This is a genomic window from Streptomyces sp. NPDC056161 (assembly GCF_042268025.1).
In the GTDB taxonomy this organism is placed as follows: domain Bacteria; phylum Actinomycetota; class Actinomycetes; order Streptomycetales; family Streptomycetaceae; genus Streptomyces.
In genome coordinates, this window is sequence record NZ_JBHJUV010000071.1 from 1 (window position 1) to 20895 (window position 20895).

14 protein-coding genes are annotated in these 20895 nt (G+C 70.8%); 9 read left to right on the plus strand and 5 right to left on the minus strand.

Annotation, left to right across the window (positions count from 1 at the left end; translation table 11 throughout):
- The 4 genes from ACFC09_RS40160 to ACFC09_RS40175 all read right to left on the minus strand — a co-directional run.
- On the minus strand, positions 1-259 hold a 259-nt coding region (locus tag ACFC09_RS40160), incomplete at its 3' end, for a hypothetical protein (protein ID WP_376537045.1).
- Positions 260-477: 218 nt separating this feature from the next.
- On the minus strand, positions 478-1380 hold the full coding sequence (locus ACFC09_RS40165; RefSeq protein ID WP_376537047.1) for an FUSC family protein: 903 nt from the start codon (positions 1378-1380) through the stop codon (positions 478-480).
- 370 nt (positions 1381-1750) lie between these two features.
- Complete coding sequence (locus ACFC09_RS40170) at positions 1751-3388, minus strand: APC family permease (protein WP_376537049.1); 1638 nt, start codon at positions 3386-3388, stop codon at positions 1751-1753.
- 250 nt (positions 3389-3638) lie between these two features.
- The gene (locus ACFC09_RS40175) at positions 3639-4196 is read right to left on the minus strand and encodes a nuclear transport factor 2 family protein (protein ID WP_376537051.1); all 558 of its coding nucleotides are present in this window, start codon (positions 4194-4196) and stop codon (positions 3639-3641) included.
- A gap of 435 nt (positions 4197-4631) precedes the next feature.
- Here ACFC09_RS40175 and ACFC09_RS40180 point away from each other — a divergent pair, with 435 nt between their 5' ends.
- Positions 4632-5636 carry an aldo/keto reductase family protein gene (locus ACFC09_RS40180; RefSeq protein ID WP_376537053.1) on the plus strand — a complete coding sequence of 335 codons (1005 nt, stop codon included), beginning with the start codon at positions 4632-4634 and terminating at the stop codon, positions 5634-5636.
- A 266-nt stretch (positions 5637-5902) separates the two neighbouring features.
- Here the strand turns inward: ACFC09_RS40180 and ACFC09_RS40185 are convergent, their stop codons facing one another.
- Positions 5903-7747: an MFS transporter gene (locus ACFC09_RS40185; RefSeq protein ID WP_376537055.1), complete on the minus strand. Its 1845-nt coding sequence runs from the start codon at positions 7745-7747 to the stop codon at positions 5903-5905.
- Positions 7748-9296: 1549 nt separating this feature from the next.
- Here ACFC09_RS40185 and ACFC09_RS40190 point away from each other — a divergent pair.
- From ACFC09_RS40190 to ACFC09_RS40225, 8 genes are all read left to right on the plus strand, one after another.
- Positions 9297-12329: an amino acid adenylation domain-containing protein gene (locus ACFC09_RS40190; protein ID WP_376537057.1), complete on the plus strand. Its 3033-nt coding sequence runs from the start codon at positions 9297-9299 to the stop codon at positions 12327-12329.
- Positions 12330-12336: 7 nt separating this feature from the next.
- Complete coding sequence (locus tag ACFC09_RS40195) at positions 12337-13122, plus strand: leucyl/phenylalanyl-tRNA--protein transferase (protein ID WP_376537059.1); 786 nt, start codon at positions 12337-12339, stop codon at positions 13120-13122.
- A gap of 40 nt (positions 13123-13162) precedes the next feature.
- Positions 13163-13936, plus strand: coding sequence for an N-acetyltransferase (locus tag ACFC09_RS40200; protein ID WP_376537061.1), 774 nt, complete (start codon positions 13163-13165; stop codon positions 13934-13936).
- A gap of 287 nt (positions 13937-14223) precedes the next feature.
- Positions 14224-15285 (plus strand): methyltransferase, encoded by a 1062-nt coding sequence (locus ACFC09_RS40205; RefSeq protein ID WP_376537063.1) that lies wholly within the window; start codon positions 14224-14226, stop codon positions 15283-15285.
- Positions 15282-17126 (plus strand): acyl-CoA dehydrogenase family protein, encoded by a 1845-nt coding sequence (locus tag ACFC09_RS40210; RefSeq protein WP_376537065.1) that lies wholly within the window; start codon positions 15282-15284, stop codon positions 17124-17126. The genes ACFC09_RS40205 and ACFC09_RS40210 overlap by 4 nt, the downstream gene beginning before the upstream one ends.
- Complete coding sequence (locus ACFC09_RS40215) at positions 17123-17785, plus strand: hypothetical protein (protein WP_376537067.1); 663 nt, start codon at positions 17123-17125, stop codon at positions 17783-17785. The genes ACFC09_RS40210 and ACFC09_RS40215 overlap by 4 nt, the downstream gene beginning before the upstream one ends.
- A 157-nt stretch (positions 17786-17942) precedes the next feature.
- Entirely contained in the window at positions 17943-19538 is a 1596-nt protein-coding gene (locus tag ACFC09_RS40220; RefSeq protein WP_376537069.1) for an MFS transporter, read from the plus strand.
- Positions 19539-19649: 111 nt separating this feature from the next.
- Entirely contained in the window at positions 19650-20879 is a 1230-nt protein-coding gene (locus tag ACFC09_RS40225; RefSeq protein WP_376537071.1) for a cytochrome P450, read from the plus strand.
- Positions 20880-20895 lie beyond the last annotated feature (16 nt).

The following is a 20895-nucleotide window of genomic DNA, read 5'->3' on the forward strand; positions in this document are numbered from 1 at the left end:
CGGGGCCCGCGCGGGCTTCGCCGCGGCCCGCTCCGGCGGCGGGATCGCGGTGTGGGAGTCGGCCGCCGGCGTCTGGCGCCGGCGGCGCTTCCAGCTCGCGGGGCAGGGCCGCGGCGTGCTGACGACCTTCGGCACCCGGCTCGCGGTCACCGCCCGCCGCGGCGTCGAGGTGTGGGACCTCGCGACCGGCGAGCGCATCGCCCGAGGCGACCTGGACATACCCTTCCAGGTGCTCGCCCCGGTCCGGCTCGGCCGGCACACGGTGCTCGCCTGGGCGTTTCGCGACCACCGTACGTGCGGGGTGCGACTGTGGGACCCGCGGCGTCCGGCCGCGCTCAGCGAGGTGTTCAACCAGCACGGATCGGCCTTCGGCGATGCCCGGTTCGGCAGCGCGACCATCAAGGCCGTGGTCGCCGTCCCCGGCCAGGACGGAAAGGCCCGGGTGGCCCCCCGACGGTGGCGCCGCCGGGGAGCGGATCACCGGTGCCCGCGGCCGACACCGCGTCGCTCCGCCACCGCGCAGACGACGAGGGCGAGCGCGCCCCCGGCCACGGTCAGGCCCATCCGTACGCCGGCCAGCCGCCAGTCCTCGGCACCGTGCTCCATGCCGAAGAACAGCGCGACGACGGTCAGGCACAACGTCCACCAGCCGTAGTGGGCGGCCCCGGCCAGTTGCATGGCGCAGACCGTCAGCGCGATCACCAGCGCGCGTTCCAGCAGCGTCAGCGGCGGTGTCAGCAGCAGCGCCGTGAGCGTGCCCCCGCCGAGCGTCCCCACCACGCGTGCCCGCGCCCGGCCGTGCCGTGTCGGCGCGTCGGGTTTGGCCACGCGCAGTGCCGACGTGGCCAGCCACACGGCGTGCGAGACCGCCAGCGTCCAGGCCGTGGCGACACCGACGACGCCCGTCACCGCGAGCGTGCCCGCGTAGACCGCGCCGTCACGTGACCGGGCTCGCACCCTCGCCGGCGACTCGCCGAGTGCCGGCCCCGAGGCGGGGGCCGTCAGCGCGATGACGGCCCCCTGCCACAACGCGCCCGCGGCGAAGCCCGCGGCGTACTGCCACCACGGCATCCCCACGGCGAGATTGACACCGGCCAGCAGGAAGGCCAGCGCGGACATCGCCGCGGGCATCCGCAGCGGGCCGCCCGCGACCTCCCACACCCCCTGTACCGCGGCGACCACCGCGGTACCCGCGACCAGCGCGGGCAGGACCGGGACGGCCGCCGCGCCCGCTGCCGAGCCGACGCTCAGCCCCGTGGCCGCGGCGACGAGCACGGTGGCGCGCGGCCTGCTGTCCAACGGGGAGAACGAGGCCACCATCAAGTACGCCCCGAACGAGCCGGCCACCCCCAGGTCCCCTCGTCCCGTCAGGGTCGTCACCGCGAGCGGCACCACCACCGCCACGGCCCTCGCCGCAGCGACCGTCTCCCGTCCGCGTCCGCCCGGTCGGCTCGGCCACCCGATCACCGGCTGTCCCTCGTGATCAGCAGGGCCTCCCTCTCTCGGCGTCGCCCGCGGGGGAGGGGAGACGGCCCGGCCAGGACCGGCCCCGCTGACTTTCAGTCAGGAGGCACGCCAGCGTGGGTCCCTGATGCCCCGTCCGGCCTCGGCGGCCGAAAAACTGCTGAAAACAGCTGAAATCTATGCTTGTCCGGATCCGGCTGAGAGTACAGCGGAAGGTGATGCGACGGGCGCAGGCCGCGCACGGCCTGCGCCCGTGTGCAAGGGAAGGGGCGTGCGTACGGGCGGATCAGTGGGCCGGGGCCTCGGTGAGGGTGACCTCCTCGATGCTCCGCTCGATTTCCTCGGGCCGGGACGCGGTGCCCTTGGCCCAGTAGTAGATGGCCAGGGAGAAGGCCGCGATCACCAGGATGTCCCACCACAGGCCGATGTGACCCTGGCCGCCGAAGCCGCCCTGCCAGGAGATCAGGCCCAGGCCGGCCAAGTAGGGCGGCAGCCACTGGGCGGCCCGCCAGTCCAGTCGGGGCGCGTCCGGCAGGTCCTTGCTCCTGGCGTACCAGGCGTAGCCGCCGAGCAGCGCGTAGCCGAGGACGATCGCCACGCCCAGCCGCCACAGCGTGTCCCAGCCGGACCAGTAGATGATGAGGTTGGCGACCACGAAGGACAGCGGCGAGATCACCTTGCCGCCGGGCAGCCGGTAGGGGCGTTCGTGGTGCGGGAGCCGTTCGCTGAAGACCCCGTAGGCCAGCGGAGCACCGGCGTACATCAGGACGCTCGCGGAGGTGATGAAACTGACCAGTTGCTGCCAGCTCGGGAAGGGGAGGAAGCAGACCACGCCGGTCACGAAGGAGATGATCAGGCCGAACCACGGCACACCGCGGGCGTCGGTCTTCTCGAACACCTTGGGCGCGTAGCCGTTCTTGGACAGGCCGTAGGAGACGCGCGAGGTCGCGGTCGTGTAGATCAGGCCGGTGCCGCCGGGGGAGATCACGGCGTCGAGGTACAGCACCACGCTCAGCCAGCCGAGGCCCACCACCGTGGCCAGACCGGCCCAGGGGCCGCTGATGCCCGGGAAGTCGAGCTTGGCCCAGCCGTGCGCGAAGGAGCCGAGCGGGAGGGCGCCGATGAACACGACCTGGAGGAGTACGTAGATGACCGCGCCGATGGCGACCGAGCCCAGGGTGGCGCGGGGCAGGTCGCGTTTCGGGTCGCGGCTCTCGCCCGCCAGCTGGATCGCCTGCTCGAAGCCGAGCAGGGCGAAGATGATGCCGCTGGAACTGATGGCGCCCAGCACACCCTTGGCGCCGAACGGCGCGAAGCCGTGGGCGGTGAAGTTGTGCGGGTGGAAGTTGCCCACCGCGATGATGAAGATCGTGGCCAGCGGTACGGCGATCTTCCACCAGGTGGCCGCGCTGTTGGTGTGGGCGAGGATCCGCACGCCGAGGAAGTTGACCAGGACGAACACGGCCATCAGGACGACCGCGACGGTGAAACCACTGGTCGTCAGGGTGCCGTCGGCGTGCTGGAAGCCCTTCGCCCACTGCCAGTGTCCGGCGTAGCCGATCATGGCCTCGACCTCGATCGGGGCCACGGTCGCCGCTTGCAGCCAGGAGAACCAGCCGAAGGACATGCCGGCCAGGCCGCCGAAGGCGTAGTGCGGGTAGCGGGCCGTGCCGCCCGCCACCGGGAACATGCCGCCGAGTTCGGCGTGCACGAGTGCCAGCAGGACGATGGCCACCGCGCCGATCAGCCAGGAGATGATCGCCGCGGGACCGGCCATCACGACGGCCTTCTCGGCGCCGTAGAGCCAGCCGGACCCGATGATGGAACCGACCGAGGCCCACATCAGTCCGATCAGGCCGACGTCCCGCCGCAGGGAGGTTCGGCCCTGGGCGACGTCGGGGGCTGCATGGTCAAGGTTCACCACGTCAAGCGACCTCTCACTATCTGAATGCCGAATTAACGCTCAATGGCCGCTCAGACTAGGAATCGGGCTCGCTCGGCAGAAGACCGCAGCCTGCGATTTGACCCTTCCATGGATGATTCTTTTGCGCAGGTTTTGTACAGGTCAGGCCGGGTTCCGGAATGCCTGTATTCAGTCGAGGAATGTAAGAAGAAGGTGAGACTTGGCGGGCCGGTCGGGGTTTTTGGCGGGGGCGCTCAGGAGCCCGGCCGCCTCACCGCAACTGCATCTTGATGCGGTCCGGGGAGGACCAGCCTTCGTGGGCGGGCACCATGAACCAGACGTCGAGCCGCACCTCGGCGAACAGCCACCGGCCGTCCACGCGGCGGTACACGTCGTCGAACCGCCCGGACACCAGGAAGCTCTCTCCCCGGTACACCGGCTTGGCCTCCAGGTAGCTGATGCCGGTCGCGCGGTCGGCGTCGCGCTCGTCCAGGCGGACGTCGTGCGCGTGGACGAACTGCTTGACGAACGGCGGCTCCGTGGGGGACGGGCTGCCGGTCACCCCGGCGGTCGCCGCGCCGAAGAACGCCGCGATCTCCTCCCGGCCGCGGGGGGTCCCCAGGTGCGCGTAGTCCATCAGCGCGTCGTCGGTGAACAGCTCCGCCGCGTGGTCCTCCCACGCGTTGCTGTTGATCAGTTCGTGGTAGCGGTAGCGGAGCCGGTGCAACGCCTCGATGTCCTCCAGCCGTGCCAGCCGGCGCTCGATGTCCTCCAGCCGTGCCGGCCCGCGCTCGATGTCCGCGAGCCGCATCGCGTCGGAATCAGTCATGATGGCCCCTTTCTCCTTTTTGGCCGGCCATCCGTCTCGCCCGGCCGCGCGGACCGCGCGGACCGCGCGAGTCGCGCCGACTGCGTCGGCATCGTCGACGTCGTCGGTCGTGTCGGCCGGAGACCGGGTACCGGCGGCGGCGCGGATGACATTCCCAGTCAATTCGGTCCGGCGGCGGACCTGAAGGACCGATCCGGTCCTCATCCATACCCGCGCGGTATGGGTCGGGCCGGTCTTGGTGACCCTGCGCAGAGTACGTCCAGCAGGAGCAGTCACACCCTGTTCCGGGCGGGCGGGAAAATGATCTGATGACAGCGGATACCGAGTGTCCCTCCAGGCGACGCCCGACCAGGCGTCGAACTGCCGGCCGGCCGTGCTGCGCGCGCACCACGGCCGGCGGGGGGTCACCCACACGCCGACAAAGGACTCATCCTTATGGAATATCGCCATCTCGGCCGTAGCGGCCTCGTCATCAGCGAGATCGCGTACGGAAACTGGCTCACGCACGGGTCGCAGGTGGAGGCCGAGCAGGCCGCCGCATGTGTGCGTGCGGCACTTGAGGTGGGCATCACCACGTTCGACACCGCCGACGTCTACGCCGGCACGCGGGCGGAGGCGGTGCTGGGCGAGGCGCTCAAGAACGAGCGCCGCGAGGGACTGGAGATCTTCACCAAGGTCTACTGGCCCACCGGACCCGGCCGCAACGACCGAGGGCTGTCCCGCAAGCACATCATGGAGTCGATCGCCGGCTCGCTGCGTCGTCTCCAGACCGACTACGTGGACCTGTACCAGGCACACCGGTACGACGTGGCCACGCCGCTTGAGGAGACGATGGAGGCGTTCGCCGACGTCGTCCACTCCGGCAAGGCCCTTTACATCGGAGTCTCGGAGTGGCCCGCGGAGCAGATCCGGCGCGCGCACGCCCTGGCGCGCGAGCTGCACATCCCCCTGGTCTCCAACCAGCCCCAGTACCACGCCCTGTGGCGGGTGATCGAGGGTGAGGTCGTGCCCACCTGTGAGGAACTGGGCATGGGCCAGGTGGTGTTCTCGCCGATCGCGCAGGGAGTGCTGACGGGCAAGTACGAGCCCGGTCGGCAGCCCCCGCAGGGGTCGCGGGCCACGGACGAGAAGGGCGGCGCCGACACGATCGCGCGCTGGCTGCGCGATGAGGTGCTGGAGGCCGTCCAGCAGCTCAAGCCGCTGGCCGCCGAGGCAGGACTTTCGTTGGCGCAACTCGCGGTGGCCTGGGTGCTGCAGAACTCCAATGTCTCCGCGGCCATCGTCGGTGCCTCGCGCCCGGAGCAGGTCGTGGAGAACGCCAAGGCGTCCGGCGTGGTCCTGGAGAAGGACCTGCTGGCCCGTATGGAGGAGATCCTCGCACCCGTCGCCGTCACCGACCCCAAGCGGGTCCACGACAACGTTCCGCTGCGCAGCGTCTGAGCGGGTCTGACCGTCCCCTGCTGGGCACCGCTGTACAACTCGGCGGTGCCCGGCAGGCGCGTGTTCCTCATATTGCTGCCGCTGCCGCTGCCGCTGCCGCTGCCGCTGCCGCCGGGGCCGCGGCCGTGCTGTTGCCGCAGCCGACGCCGTCTGTCGGCGGCCGTCATCCGCAGCCCGTCGGCCTCCGGCCGCCGACGGGCTCCGGCTCGTCGGCCCAGCCCACGGAGACGATCAGGCCCTTGCGGCAGTGTTCGGGCCCCGTCCGGTCAGGATCCGTGGTCGTCGGACCTGGCCGGGGTGGCGGTCGAACCGTACTTCCGGGGCAGCGTGTCGCCCGGGACGACCAGTTCGTCGATGCCGGTGGCCTCGCCGGAGACCGCGGCCGGCTCGCCGCCCAGCGGTTCCACCGGCCGCCGTCCGGGCCGGCGGTCGAGCCGGGCCGTCAGCAGTGAGGCGACCGCCGCGACGACACAGGCGGCCACCGCGAACCAGAACGCGATCACCAGGCCCTTGTGGAACGGGCCCGAGATCAGATGCGGGAAGTACTCCTTGCTGGTGAGCGTGCGCCCGCCGTCCGGCAGCCCGGCAAGGTGCCCCCCGAGCAACTGCTGGAAGGGGTTGTAGCCCAGGAACGCGGCGAACAGCACGGCGATCGGCGGCAGCTGTGACAACTGCGTGGCCTCGCCGGCCGGAACGCCCTGCTGGACCAGGCCGGTCTGCATGGTGTGCGGCAGGGTGTGCGAGAGCCCGGCGACCATCAGGCTGAAGAAGATGCCGATGGACAGCACCATCGAGGAGTTCTGGAACGTCGCGGTCATCCCGGCGCCGACGCCCCGTGACTCCGCGGGGACCGCGTTCATGATCTCGGCGCGGTTGGGCGAGGCGAACAGCCCGGAGCCCAGGCCGTTCACCAGGATGAGCAGGGCGAAGACCCAGTAGTCGAAGTCGGTGGGCAGCCCCATCAGGGCGAGGAAGCTCACGGCGGTGAGCAGCGCGCCGCCGACGGTGAAGTACCGGGGGCCCACCCGGTCGGACAGATAGCCCGACAGCGGCGCCGACAGCAGGAAGCCCACAGTCAGCGGAATCATGTAGATGCCCGCCCACAGCGGCGTCTTCTCGAAGTTGTAGCCGTGCAGTGGCAGCCAGATGCCCTGCAACCAGATGATCAGCATGAACTGCAGCCCGCCCCTGCCCAGCGCGGTGAGCAGGCTGGCGATGTTGCCCGCGGTGAACGCCCGCAGCCGGAACAGCGAGAGCCTGAAGAGTGGTTCGGCGACCCGCTGCTCGATGACGACGAACACCCCGAGGACCAGCACGCCGCCGATGAGCGCGGCGAGCACCCAGGGGTTGGCCCAGCCCATGGTGCTCGATCCGTAGGGCTGGATGCCGTACGTGATGCCGACCAGTACGGAGATCAGGCCCACGGCGAAGGTGATGTTGCCCCACCAGTCCATGCGGGCCCTGCGCCGCACGCCGGTGTCATGCAGCTTGAGGTACGCCCAGATGGTGCCGAAGACGCCGAACGGCACCGAGACCAGGAAGATCATCTTCCAGTCGACCGGCGCGAGCACCCCGCCCAGGATCAGTCCAAGGAACGAGCCGGCGATCGCCGCGATGGAGTTGATCCCCAGAGCCGTGCCGCGCTGCTTCGGGGGGAAGGCGTCGGTGAGGATCGCGGTGGAGTTCGCGAAGAGCAGCGCGCCGCCGATGCCTTGCAGGACCCGCCAGGCGATGAGCCACATTGCGCCCGCGCTGCCGTGCATCCAGGTCACCGAGAGCATGATCGAGCACACGGTGAACGCCGCGAAGCCCATGTTGTACATGCGCACCCGGCCGAACATGTCGCCCAGCCTGCCGAACGTGACCACCAGGACCGCGGTGACCACCATGAAGCCCATCAGCATCCACAGCAGGTAGCTGGTGTTCGACGGGTCGAGCGGATCGAGGTTTATACCGCGGAAGATGTCGGGCAGGGCGATGAGGACGATCGACTGGTTGATCATCACCATCAGCACGCCGAGGGTGGTGTTGGAGAGGGCGATCCATTTGTAGTGCGGTCCGGGTCCTGCGGCCCCCCGCGGCTGCCTTGAGGTGCTGTCGGCTATGGCCACTGCTGCGATTCCCCATCCCTTCCCCGCCGTGGCGATCACCGGGGAAAATCGTTGGTTGTTGCAGGTAACTTTAGCCCGGGAGGGACACGGCCGCGCTTCCGGAGGGGCCGACGGTGTCAGGGCCGTGGAAGGTCGTCCCGTGGCGGAATTTCTGTGCGCGGACACCCCGATCGCGGCATATGGGTGATGTGCGGCACTCTGATGGGGGGATGGGGATGGGTGCCGTCCTCGACCGCGGGGGCAGGCCCGCGCCGCGGTTCCGCACCCGGTGCGGAAGCCCGGCCCCGCGGCCGGCCCGGAGTCCGCTACGGCCTTGCCCGGTACGAGGCGGCGCACCTGCCGCGGCCGAGCGCGCCCACCCCGCGGACCCCGCCCCGTCGGGAACGGGGCGACCGTCCGCGGACCTGACACGGCACCAGGAGTGGCTTCGGCCCGGTGCCCTTCCGGTGACGCGTCCGGGCCGATCCGTGCTGCCGGTCCCGGCCACGGGATGCCGATCCCGGCCAGGGGGTGCCGGTCCCGGCCGGTGCCTGCCGGTCCCGGCCAGCGGGGGACGGCGCGCGACGTCCGTTGGTCATTCCCGGGCGCTCAGGGCGACGCGACGCCTGCCGCCGCTGCCGAACCCGTCGGCTCCCGGGGGCGAGTGAGGATCGCCGTACGTACGGCAGGACGACATGAGAATTCCCCCGAGTGGTGTGGTGGTTCCCTCGTGGCGGGCGGGTCCGTGCGGCCGATGTGGCCGCTGGCGCGCGCCGGGATGCCGGACCACTTATACCCATACCCCCTAGGGGAAACAACATCCTGACCGTGCGGCGGCGGGAGCCGGCCCGGCCGCCGTGCCGCCCCGGGAGGCACGGATCGGCCAGGTGTCTGCGGTTCGTGCCCTGCCCCGCATGCCTGATGGCGGCGGTTCCAGCGTGGGATTTCCACACAAGTGATACGCGTGCCTCCGCTATTCCCCTTCCTCTGGAACCGTGATCTTCGTTTTTGTCCCCATTGACAAGAGCTACCCCCGTAGGGTTTTCTCTGCACGGTCGCAACAGAGCACACGTCGGTGCCGGTCGATCACCAGCCACAGCAACTCGCGTCATCCGCACCAGCCGGGGTTCCGGAATGGGAGACGGACGTCTGATCGTGCCGGGGTGCTGCAACTCACCGACGAACGTGGCGTTCGGTTGAAATGGGGGACGGCAAACGATGGAGACAGCGATGATGCATGTACCGATCGCGTCCGGATACCGCAGCGTATGACCGCATCGCCGCACTTTTCCGATGCGGCCGATGACCTCACCCACTCGATTTCCTAGGGCCGACCGGGCCCCTTTCCGCGCGGCCGTTCGGCGCTCCCGCCAGAACTCACCGGAGTGATGAGCCAAGCCGCTCGTTCCTTTCGATTCCCGTAATCAATTGTCGGATTCACACTCAGCGACTCGGCCTGCTGCCTGATCGCATCCCGGGTCGGCGTAATTCTCGGCGTGCATTTCGGCATGCCTTCGAAGCGCTGACGGGCAGTCGGCGTTCTCCGCACCCGCACTGGACGAGAGGACACATGGACATCATCGGGAAGCCGCTCATACACGATCGCTTTGCCGCCGTGGCGGCCGCTCGGCGCGACGCGACGGCGGTCGAACACGACGGCCGCCGGATCGGCTACGCCGAACTCGACAGACGGGCGAACCGACTCGCCCACCGATTGCAGACCCTCGGGGCCGGACGCGGCTCGGTGGTCATGGTCCATCTGGAGCGTTCCATCGACCTCGTCGTGTCGTTCCTCGCGACCCTCAAAGCAGGGGCGGCCTACCTGCCGGTGGAACCAGGTCTGCCCGACGACCGGATCGCGGCCTACGCCAAGGAGACGGGCTGCGCGGTCGCCGTCACGCGTTCCGGCAGCGAGCACCGGTTCGCCGGACTCTCGGTGGCGACCCTGCGCGTGGACGCCGACGACACCGCGGAATTACCCACCGGCCCGCCCCCGACCGGCGTCGCGGCCTCGGACACCGCGTACGTCATCTACACCTCCGGTTCCTCGGGCTCCCCGAAGGCCGTGCGGGTCGGCCACGCCTCCCTCGGCTACCTGTGCCGGAGCGTCAACGAGCGGTACGGCGTCGGACCGGACGACCGGGTACTCCAGTTCGCCGCGCTGTCCTTCGACACCTCCATCGAGCAGATCCTCAACACACTGCTCAACGGGGCGACACTCGTCCTGCCCGAATACACCTGGGCGCCGAGCGAACTGCCCGAGCGGCTCGTGTCGCTCGGCGTGACGGTCATGGACCTGACCCCGCCCTACTGGCGCGCCTTCCTCGCCGAACTGGCCCGCACCCCGGCCGACCTGCCGGTGCGGCTCACCATCGTGGGCGGCAGCGCGGTGCACGCCGAGGACTGCCGGACCGCCCTGCGGCTGATGCCCGGCTCCCGGCTGGTCAACGCCTACGGGCTGACCGAGACGACGATCACCTCGTGCACCATGGAGATCACCCCGGCGGTGCTGCCGGCCCAGGGACCCGCGCCGGTCGGACGGCCGCTGCCGCAGACCGTCGTACACGTGCTGGACGAGGACCTGAACCCCGTCCCGCCGCGGCAGCACGGCGAGATCTACCTCGGCGGACCCGGTCTCGCGCAGGGCTACCTCGGCGACGAGGCCCGCGGCGGACGACGATTGCGCACCCTGCCCGGAGCGGCGGCGGACACCGGACCGGTGTACCGCACCGGTGACCTCGGCGGCTGGACGGCCGACGGGAACCTCGAAGTCGTAGGACGGGCCGACCGGCAGATCAAGATCCGGGGATTCCGTGTCGAGCCGGCCGAGATCGAGGCGGCCCTGTCGGCGCACGACCTCATCGAGGACGCCGCGGTGACGGCCTTCAGCCACAAGGGCGAAGCACAGATCGCCGCCTATTTCACCGCGGGGCACACCCCCCACCGGCTCGACCCGGGCGAACTGCGTGCCTTCGCCACCCGCCACCTGCCCGCCTACATGGTCCCGGCCAGGTTCGTGCAGCTCGACGAGATGCCGGTGACGGCGCACGGCAAGATCGACCTCGCCGCCCTGCCCGAGCCGTCGCAGGCCCCGACGGCCGGTCCGACCGCCGACGGCGGGGCACCCGCCGCGAGTCTGGTCGAGCGTGCCGTGGCCGGCCTGTGGCGCCAGGTGCTCGACGTCGATTCGGTCGAACCCGGCGACAACTTCTTCGACCTCGGCGGGAACTCGATACTCGCCGCCGAACTCCTGGCGAAGGCCAGGGCCTCGCTCGGCATCCTGATCACCCAGGTGCGTCCCCTGATCCGGCTCCTCCTCGACGACGCGACCCTGCGCGGCTTCGCCACGGCGGTCGAATCGGCCCGCGCCGGCACACTCGGCGCGGACACCGCGGCCCAGGCCGACTTCGGCGCCGACACGGCCGTCGGCGTACCGATCCGGGCCCGGTCCACGGACGAGACGTCGTGGGCGGACCCCGCCCACGTCCTCCTCACCGGAGCCAGCGGCTTCCTCGGCAGCTACCTGCTGCGGGACCTGTTGGCGACCACCGGCGCCACCGTGCACTGCCTGGTGCGCGCCCGCGACGCCCGCCACGCGATGGAGCGCATCCAGAGCACCGCACGGCGCTACCTGGACGACGACCTGGACGAGCACCGCGCGTCCGGACGGATCTGCGCCGTTCCCGGCGACCTGGACCAGCCGCGACTCGGACTCTCGGACCAGGATTTCGACCACTACGCGAAGACCGTCGACGTCATCCACCACCCCGGCGGGCTGGTCAACTTCATCTACCCGTACTCCCACCTGCGCCCCACGAACGTCGAGGGCACCCGGGAGATCATCCGGATGGCCGGACGCTACCGGAACATTCCCATCCACTACGTCTCCACCATGGCCGTGATCTCCGGCTTCGGCACCGCCGGGGTCCGGCACGTCACTGAGGAGACACCCCTGGCCCACCCCGACCGGCTCTCCGTCGGCTACGTCGAGAGCAAGTGGGTGGCGGAGAGGCTGCTGCTGAACGCGGCCGAGGAGGGACTGCCGGTCGCCATCTACCGGGCCGCCGACATCTCAGGAGACCGCGTCACCGGGGCCTGGAACACGGCGACCGAGATGTGCGCGATGAAGAAGTTCATCGTCGACACCGGGACCGCGCCCATCGCCGAACTCCCGCTGGACTACACGCCCGTCGACTGCTACTCGGCCGCACTGCTGCACATCGCGTCGAGCCGGCTCCCCGCGGGCGAGGTCTACCACCTGACCAACCCCGGAAAAGCGAACGTATCCCTCCTCGTCGAGCGGCTGCGCGCACACGGCCACACGATCCGCGAGATCCCCTGGGAACAGTGGATCGACGGCATCGTGAAGACCGCGGTCGAACAACCCGACCACCCCATGACGCCGTTCGCCCCGCTGTTCATCGACCGATGCTCCACCGGCGAGATGAGCGTCGCCGAGATGTACCTCGAAACGACCTTCCCCGTCTTCTCCCGGCACAACGTCGAGCACATGCTGCACGGCAGCGGAATCGAGATCCCGCCCGTGGACGGCGACATGCTCGACCGTTACATCCGGTACCTGACCTCCATCGATTTCCTGTGAGGCGGCCGTGTACATCCGAACGCCGGCCCGTACCGGCAGCTCATGGGAATCGCTGGACGTCGTCGGCGCTCCCGCGGACGGCCCCGTCGCCTTCGGCGGAGACCTGGGCCCACGGTCCCTGCTCGCCGCCTACCAGCGGGGCCTGTACCCCTTCCCGGCCGGCACGGCCGAACAGCGCATCGTCAACGAGCTGATGTACGAGGCCCAGGTCGAGGCGGGTCTCGTGAAGGTGATCCCCGGCTGCGACGAACCCTTCTCGATCGCCTGGTGCGCACCGGATCCGCGGCCCGTCATCCGCGTCGGGCAGACACGGTTGCAGCGCAGCCTGCGCCGCCAACTGCGCACCAGGAGCGACTGGACGACGACCGCGGACCTCTGCTTCGAGCAGGTGGTCCGCCGGTGCCGCGCGGACCGCACCGAACACTGGCTCACCGACGACCTGCTGCGAGGTCTGTGCCTGCTGCACGAGCTGGGCCACGCGCACAGCGTCGAGGTCTGGGACGGCGACGAACTGGTCGGCGGCACCTACGGCGTCCGGATCGGCGCCGTGTTCAGCGCCGACTCCCAGTTCACCCGGTGCAGCGGGGCGGGCAAGACCGCGGTCGCCGACCTGACCCGACGCTTCGCCGAGGCCGGCGGACTGGCCGTCGACGTCCAGCGCGACGGCGAACACGTCCGGCTCCTGGGCGCGCGCCCGATTCCCCGGCGGCAGTACATCGGCCTGCTGGCCCAGCGGCCGGAGAGCCGGCCGCTGAGCACGGAGCGACTGCCCGCCCGCCGCCTCGCCGAGTGACGACCACGCCCGCGCACGCGCCCGCCGACGGGAGAGACCCATGTCCGGTACCGCCAGCAGCACCAGCACCGATCTGCGGGTGATCAGCCTCGCCGACAGACCCGAACTGGAAGAGGCGATGATCACCATGGAATCGTCGTGGCCCGCCTACATCCGCCCCGAACCGCTCCTCGTGGACTGGGCGTTCGACGCCCACGCCGCGCACCAGCTCGTCGTGGTCGACGCACAGGACGAGGTCGTCGCCCGAGCCGCCAGCGTGCCCTTCGCCTGGGACGGCGACCCCGACCACCTGCCGGACGCCGGCTGGGACGAGACGCTGCGCCAGTGCCTGTCCGACACCCGGGCCGGCCGGGAACTCACCGCCCTGTGCGCGCTGGAGATAGCCGTCGTCCCGGACCGCCGTGCGCAGAACCTGTCCGCGTACACCCTGCGGGCCCTCGCCGACCACGCGCGCGAGCGGGGCTTTCGGCATCTCGTCGTCCCGGTCCGCCCCAGCCGCAAGCACCGGCGCCAGGAACTGCCGCTCGCCGACTACCTGGCACTGAGGCGGCCCGACGGGCTGCCCGAGGATCCCTGGCTGCGCGTGCACATGAGGGCCGGCGGCGAGGTCCTGAAGGTGTGCCCGGCGTCCATGACCGTCTCCGGAAGCCTCGCGCAGTGGCGCGAGTGGACCGGGCTTCCCCTCGACACCGACGGTCCGGTGGAACTGCCCGGCGCCCTGACCCCGCTCACGGTGAGCACCACGCACGACTACGCCGTCTACGTCGAACCCAACGTCTGGGTCAGACACCACCTCACCGGCCGCCGGCCATGACGACGCCACCCGACGCCACCCCTCAGAACCCAGCACACCGGACGGCTCCGCACACCGGACGACTCCGTGACCCGGACCACTCCGCACCTGCGGAACGACACACCTGCTTAACAACACACCTGCTTAACAACACACCTGCTTACCGACACACCTGCTGACCGGCGCACCTTGGCCGGCGCACCTCGGCCGACACACCTTGACCGACACACCTTGACCGACACACCTTGACCGACACACCTTGACCGACACACCCTGAGCGACACCGACGACAAGGAGTACGACCTCCCATGAGCAGCACGACTCCCCAGGACGTCCTCGCCACCGAGAAACTGGACCTCCGCGCGGCCCTGATCGAGCGGATCGGCGGATACATGACGGCGCACGCGATCGGTGTGGCCACGGAACTCGGGCTCCCGGACCTGATCGGAACCGGCTCCCGCACCGGCGCGGAACTCGCCGCCACGACCGGCACCCACGAACCGTCGCTCCGGCGCCTCCTGCGCACGCTGGTCGCCGTCGGCATCGCCGAGGAACCCGAGCCGGGGCGTTTCACACTGACCGGCATCGGCTCCCAGCTGTGCGCCGACTCCCCTGACTCCCTCCACAACTTCGCCAGGATGTTCTGCCACCCCATCTTCCTCACCGCCTGGCAGAGCCTGCACCACACCGTCAGCACCGGCGAGCGGGCCTTCGACCACGTCCACGGGATGGGCGTCTACGACTGGCTGGCCCAACACGGCGAGACCAGCACGCTGTTCAACGAGGCGATGAGCGAGGAGTCCAGGATCTCCGCCGGGCAGCTCGCCGCGGGATACGACTTCCCGGCGACCGGCACCGTGGTGGACCTCGGCGGCGGCGACGGCACCCTGCTCACCGCGATCCTGACGGCCCGGCCCGAGCTGCGCGGCATCGTCTTCGACAGCCCCAGCGGCGTGGCCGAGGCCGCTGCCGCCCTCGGCAAGGCCGGCCTCTCGGACCGGTGCGACGTCCGGGCCGGTGACTTCTTCCAGTCCGTGCCGGGCGAGGGGGACCTCTACATCATCAAGAGCGTCTTCCAGGACTGGGGCGACGACGAGGCGCGCGCCATCCTGCGCACCGTACGGGCCCACATGCCCGCGGCGGCCACCCTGCTGATCGTCGGCACGGTGCTGCCCGAGACCGCGGACACCGCCGCGCCCGTCGCCTACTTCACCGACATCAACATGATGGTCATGACCGGCGGCCAGGAGCGCACCGAGGGTGAGTTCCGGGCGCTGCTCGCGGAGACCGGGTTCACCGTGCGGTCGGTCGGGCTCGGGCAGGCCGGGCCGCTGTCGGTCATCCAGGCCGTCCCCACGGCCACGGCATGACGGCGGAACAGGCGCCGGAGCAGCGGGCCGACCGGACGACGACCCCCCGGCCGGGTTTCGCCGCCGGGCTGTTCCTCGGCCGGGCGGCGACGGACCTCCTCACCCTTCCCGAGGGCGATCCACGGCGCCTGGCGGAGGCGGAGGAGCGGTTCCTGTCGCGGCTGCGCGCCTTCTGCGAGAAGGAGGTGGACAGCGCCGCGATCGAGCGCGACGACCGCATCCCCGACGAGGTGGTCGAAGGACTCAAGGACCTCGGCGCGCTGAGCATCAAGATACCCAGGCGGTACGGAGGGCTCGGGCTGTCCTCCGTCTGCTACCACCGCGCACTGATGATCACCAGCACGACGCATCCGGCGCTGAGCGAGCTGCTCGCCGCCCACCAGGCCATCGGGCTCGCCCAGCCGATCCTGCTGTTCGGGACCGACGAGCAGAAACGCGAGTTCCTGCCCAGGTGCGTCCGGGAGATCTCCGCCTTCGCCCTCACCGAGGCGGACATCGGCAACGACCCGTACCGGATGCGTACCACGGCCGTCCACGACCCGGCCACGGACAGCTACGTGCTCGACGGTGTGAAGATGTGGACCACCAACGGGGTGGTCGCCGACCTGCTGGTGGTGCTGGCGCTCGTGCCCGCGCCGGGATCCGACGACGGCAGGATGACGGCCTTCGTCGTCGAGTCCGACTCGCCCGGGGTGACGGTCGAGCACCGCAGTTCCTTCCTCGGCCTGCGCGGCCTGGAGAACGGCTGCGTCCGCCTGCACCAGGTGGTCGTCCCGGCACGCAACCGGATCGGCGCGGAGGGCGAGGGACTGACCGTCGCCCTGGGCGCCCAGGACACCGGACGGCTTTCGCTGCCGGCGGTGTGCGCCGCCGCGGCGAAATGGAGCCTGAGGATCGCCCGGCAGTGGAGCGCGGCCCGGGTGCAGTTCGGCCGGCCCATCGGCCGTCATGACGCGGTCGCCGGCAAGCTGTCCTTCATCGCGGCCACCGCGTTCGCCCTGGAGGCGATGGTCGAGGTCATCGGCCGGCGCGCGGAGCGGGCCGGCACCGACACCCGGCTGGACGCGGAGCTGGCCAAACTGTTCGCGTCGGAGCAGGCATGTGTCGTCGCGGACGAACTCGTACAGATCCGGGGCGGTCGCGGCTACGAGACGGCCGAATCAGCGGTCGGACGCGGGGAACGCGGGATACCGGTCGAACAACTGCTGCGCGACACCAGGGCCGGCCGCATCTTCGACGGCTCCAGCGAGGCACTGCGCGCCTTCCTCGCCCACGATCTGATCGACCTCCACCGTGCCGCCCCCCAGGAGCCGGTGCCCGGTGTCCCGGCGCGTCACGGCGGCGGCCCCCTGGGCGGCCACCTCGCGTTCGTCGAACGGACCTGCCGGCGGCTGGCCGGCGAACTCGCCCTGGTCGCCGGCGGCCCGGCAGCCGGACTCGACGAACGCCAGCGGTTCTTGGGCCGGATCGTCGACGCCGGCGCCGAGTTGTACGCGATGAGTGCCGGCTGCGTCTACGCCGAGGCTCTCGGCGGCGCCGACTCCGCCGCCGGACGACTCGCCGACGCCTTCTGCCGTCAAGCCCGGCTGCGGGTCGCACACCTGCTGGACCGGCTGGCTGACAACACCGACGAGGCGGACCGGGGGACCGCGGCGGACGTGCTCGCGGGCCGGCACGTCTGGCTTGAGGACGGGGTGCCGGACCCCTCCACCGACGGGCCGTGGATCGCCCGGCCGGAACCCGGACCCGCGACCGGCCCGAACCTGCGGCGGGTCGTCCGGCCGACCGGCGCGGCGGACACCGCGCGAACCACCGACGGACCGGTGAGGAGGGCTCGGTGAACACCGTGCCGGATGTCGTCGCGGCAGCGCGGGAACGCATCTCGGAGGAAGCCCGCCCCAACCGCTTCCTCGACGTGCTGGAACGTGGCCGCGTGCCCGGGGAACGGCTGCGGCAGCTCGCCGGGGAGCTGTATCACCTCGTGGGCAGTGACCGCCGCAGCTTCGCGTTGCTCGCGACCCGCTTCCCCTCCGCTCCGGCGGGAGAGCTGTACCGGGCCATGGCCCAGGGCGAGATCGAGGCGCTGGGCCTCCTCCTCGACTTCGCGACCGCGCTGGGCCTGCGGGAGGGGGAACTGCGTGCCTACGAGCCCCAGTCGGCGGCCCAGGCGTATCCGCGCCACCTGGCGCGATCCGCGCAGTTGGGCGGTTGTGGCGAGGTCGCCCTCGCCCTGCTGGCGAACGCGGCGGAGTCCGGCGAGACCTACACCCGCGTGGCCGACGCGCTGGCCTCCCGGTACGGCTTCGAGGAACGGGCGCTCGGACATTTCCGCTTCTTCGCCGAGACGCCCCAGCCCCTCCTGGACCAGGCGGCGGCCACGCTGGAGCACGGGCTGGCCGGTGGGGACGACCCGGGCGCCGCGCTGCGCTGCGCCGTGACCGTGCACTCTCTGGAGGCCGGCTTCTGGAACTGCCTGGCCCGTGACCTCGACCCCGGCTGACCTCGTCGAAGTCCCGGCAGCGGAGGACCGGTTGGCTTGACACCCATACCCCCTACCCCTATTTTTCTAGCGCTACCCCAAGGGGGTATGCCCACGCGCGTGCGACCGGGCCTCGGGCACGGCGGCGTCGCGGGTCTCGACGAGGAGAGGAGTACCGATGTCTACGGCAGGAAGCCGGCAGTTACGAGCGGGGGGCAAGGAGTGGGCGGCGCTGGGCCTGCTGGTCCTCCCCGCGCTCCTGCTGTTCATGATGTTGACCATCCTGTTCCTGGCCATCCCCTACCTCGCGGCGGATCTGCGGCCGAGCAGCGCGCAGACCCTGTGGATCCTGGACATCTACGGCTTCCTGATGGCCAGCCTGCTGGTGCTGATGGGAACCGTGGCCGACCGCTTCGGACACCGGAACCTCCTGATGGTCGGCGCCGTGCTGTTCGGTGCGGTCTCGGTGGCGGCCGCCTTCACGGACTCCCCGGCGCTGATGATCGTCTGGCGTGCCCTGCTCGGTATCGCCGCCGCCATGCAGATGCCCACCACACTCGGCCTGATCTTCACGATGTTCCAGGACCCGAAGCAGCGGGGGGTGGCCATCGGCACCTGGGCGGCGGCCATCTCGGCCGGCGTCGCGCTCGGCCCCCTGCTCAGCGGCCTGCTGCTCGAAGTGTTCTCGTGGCGGGCCACCTTCCTGGTCGCCGTCCCGGTCATGGCGGTCGTGGCCATCGGCGCGCCGCTGCTGCTGCCGGGCCACCAGGGACCGAGGAACGGCAAGCTCGACCTGGTCAGCGCGCTGCTCATGCTGCTGACGCTGCTGCCGCTGATCTACGGCGTGAAGTCCTTCGCCACCACCGACTCACCGGCGCTCTCGGCACTGTCCGTCGTGGTCGGAGTGGTCTTCGGCGCCGGGTTCGTCTTCCGCCAACTGCGCACCGCCGATCCGCTCCTGGACGTCCGCCTCTTCAAGAACCGTACGGTCAGCGGGGCCCTCGGCGTCTTCATCCTCTCGGCCATGGGCCTGGGCGGCGTGTACCTGATGTTCACCCAGTACCTGCAACTGGTGAAGGCGCTGTCGCCGCTCAGGACCGGCGTCGCGATCCTCCCGGCGGCCCTCGTCCTGATCGTGGTCGCCATGCGCGCCCCGATCCTCGCCCGCCGGATCAGGCCCGGCAACGTGATCGCCGCGGGCCTGGCCGTACAGGTGGTCGGCTACGTCCTGTTCACCCAGATCGACAGCACCACCGGTCTGCCCTGGGTCATCGCGGGCTTCATCGTGCTGTATCCGGCGGTCTCCCCGTCCATGGCGCTGACCACCGACCTGGTGGTCGGCTCGGTACCGCCGGAGAAGGCGGGCGCGGCCGGCGGTCTGGCCTCGACCGTCAACGATCTCGGCATCTCCCTCGGTGTGGCGATCATCGGCAGCATCGGCGCCGCCACCTATCGCAGCGGCGTCGCCGACAAACTGCCCGGCGCCCTGCCGGACGAGGCGAGGTCGGCCGCCCGGCAGAACCTCGACGGAGCCGTGGCCGCCGCGCAGGACCTGCCCGCCCGTGTCGGCGGCGAGCTGCTGCGGGTGGCCAGGGAGGCGTTCACGACCGGGCTCAACGTCGCCGCCGCCACGGCCGCGGTGATCGCCGCGGTGAGCGCCGTCGTCGCGGCCGTGGCGCTGCGGCACGTACCGCCGACCGGCTCGCCCGCACCGGCCGCCCAGGGCGCCGAGGCGGGCGCCGCCGAGCCGGTCTCCACCGCGGAGGCCGACTGAATGACCGACACGGCGACAAGACACCGAAACAAGTGATCACAGCTGGACGCGACGGCTGGGCCGGCTCCGCCGCTCCCGCCGCCGCGTCCGGCCCTCATCAGGAGGCACGCAGTGATTCCCTTCAGCGCAACTCCGACCGAGACGATGCAGAGCAAGGGCGGCCGGTGCATGTACGCACAGGTCGAGCACCTGCGCTCGCTGGGACCCGCCGTCCCCGTGCACCTGCCCGAAGGGGTGGGGGCGTGGTCGGTGTCCCGTGGAGACGTCGTCAGGAAACTCCTGACGCATCCCGGCGTCTCCCGGAACCTGAAGAAGACCGTGCCCGGTTACCGGCCCGGCTCCGTCCCCTGGCTGTCCCCGTGGGTCGACCTGGACTCCATGGCCACCACCGACGGACGCGAGCACGCGCGGCTCCGCAAGCTGATCACCCCGGCCTTCACCCCCCGCCGGGTGGAGAAACTCCGCTCCCACATCGAGGCGGACGTGACCGCGCTCCTGGACGACTTGGCCGCACGGGACGCCGACGAGCCGGTCGACCTGCACCAGGAGTTCTCCTACTGCGTGCCGACCCAGGTGATCTGCGACCTCTTCGGCATCCCGGACGATCAGCGGCCCGAGGTACTGCGCGTGTTCCGCGCGGTGGCGAGGACCGGGCTGTCGGAGGAGGAGTCGGTCGCCCTCTACGAGGACCTGGTGGCGGCCATGCACCTCCTGATCGCCACCAAGCGGCGCACCCCCGGGGACGACCTGACCAGCTTCCTGCTCACCGCACGCGAGGAGGGCGAGGAGTCGCTGAACGAGCACGAACTGGTGTCGACCCTGCTGCTGATGATCGGCGGCGGCAGCCAGACGACCATCAACCTCATCGACCACACCGTCCGCGAACTGCTCGGCCGCCCCGACCAGCTCGCTCTCCTGCGAGCCGACCCGGCCCGCTGGGACGACGCGGTCGAGGAGTCCCTGCGCGTGCACTGCCCGGTGATGCATCTGCCCATGCGCTGGGCCGCCGAGGACATAGACCTCGGCGAAGGGGTGGTCATCCGGGCCGGCGACGCCATCCTGATCTGCTACGGCGCCCACGGCCGGGACCCGCAGGTGCACGACGATCCCGCCGCCTTCGACATCGACCGCGCGGACAAGGACCACCTCGCCTTCGGCCTCGGCGCCCACTTCTGCCCCGGCTCGCATCTAGCCCGGCTCGAAGCCCGGGTCGCGCTGCCCGCCCTGTTCGACCGGTTCCCGCGGCTGACTCTCGCCGTCGAACCCGAGGACGTACCACCCGGGAACACCTTCATCGGCAACGACATCTCGTCGCTGCCCGTGTTCCTGCGGCACCGGTGACCGCCCGCCGCGGACG

Excerpts from the sequence above, each read along its gene's own strand:
- ACFC09_RS40190 (WP_376537057.1), top strand. The coding sequence starts at position 9,297 with ATGGACATCATCGGGAAGCCGCTCATACACGATCGCTTTGCCGCCGTG.
- ACFC09_RS40200 (WP_376537061.1), top strand. The coding sequence starts at position 13,163 with ATGTCCGGTACCGCCAGCAGCACCAGCACCGATCTGCGGGTGATCAGC.
- ACFC09_RS40180 (WP_376537053.1), top strand. The coding sequence starts at position 4,632 with ATGGAATATCGCCATCTCGGCCGTAGCGGCCTCGTCATCAGCGAGATC.
- ACFC09_RS40220 (WP_376537069.1), top strand. The coding sequence starts at position 17,943 with ATGTCTACGGCAGGAAGCCGGCAGTTACGAGCGGGGGGCAAGGAGTGG.
- ACFC09_RS40210 (WP_376537065.1), top strand. The coding sequence starts at position 15,282 with ATGACGGCGGAACAGGCGCCGGAGCAGCGGGCCGACCGGACGACGACC.
- ACFC09_RS40205 (WP_376537063.1), top strand. The coding sequence starts at position 14,224 with ATGAGCAGCACGACTCCCCAGGACGTCCTCGCCACCGAGAAACTGGAC.
- ACFC09_RS40175 (WP_376537051.1), bottom strand. The coding sequence starts at position 4,196 with ATGACTGATTCCGACGCGATGCGGCTCGCGGACATCGAGCGCGGGCCG.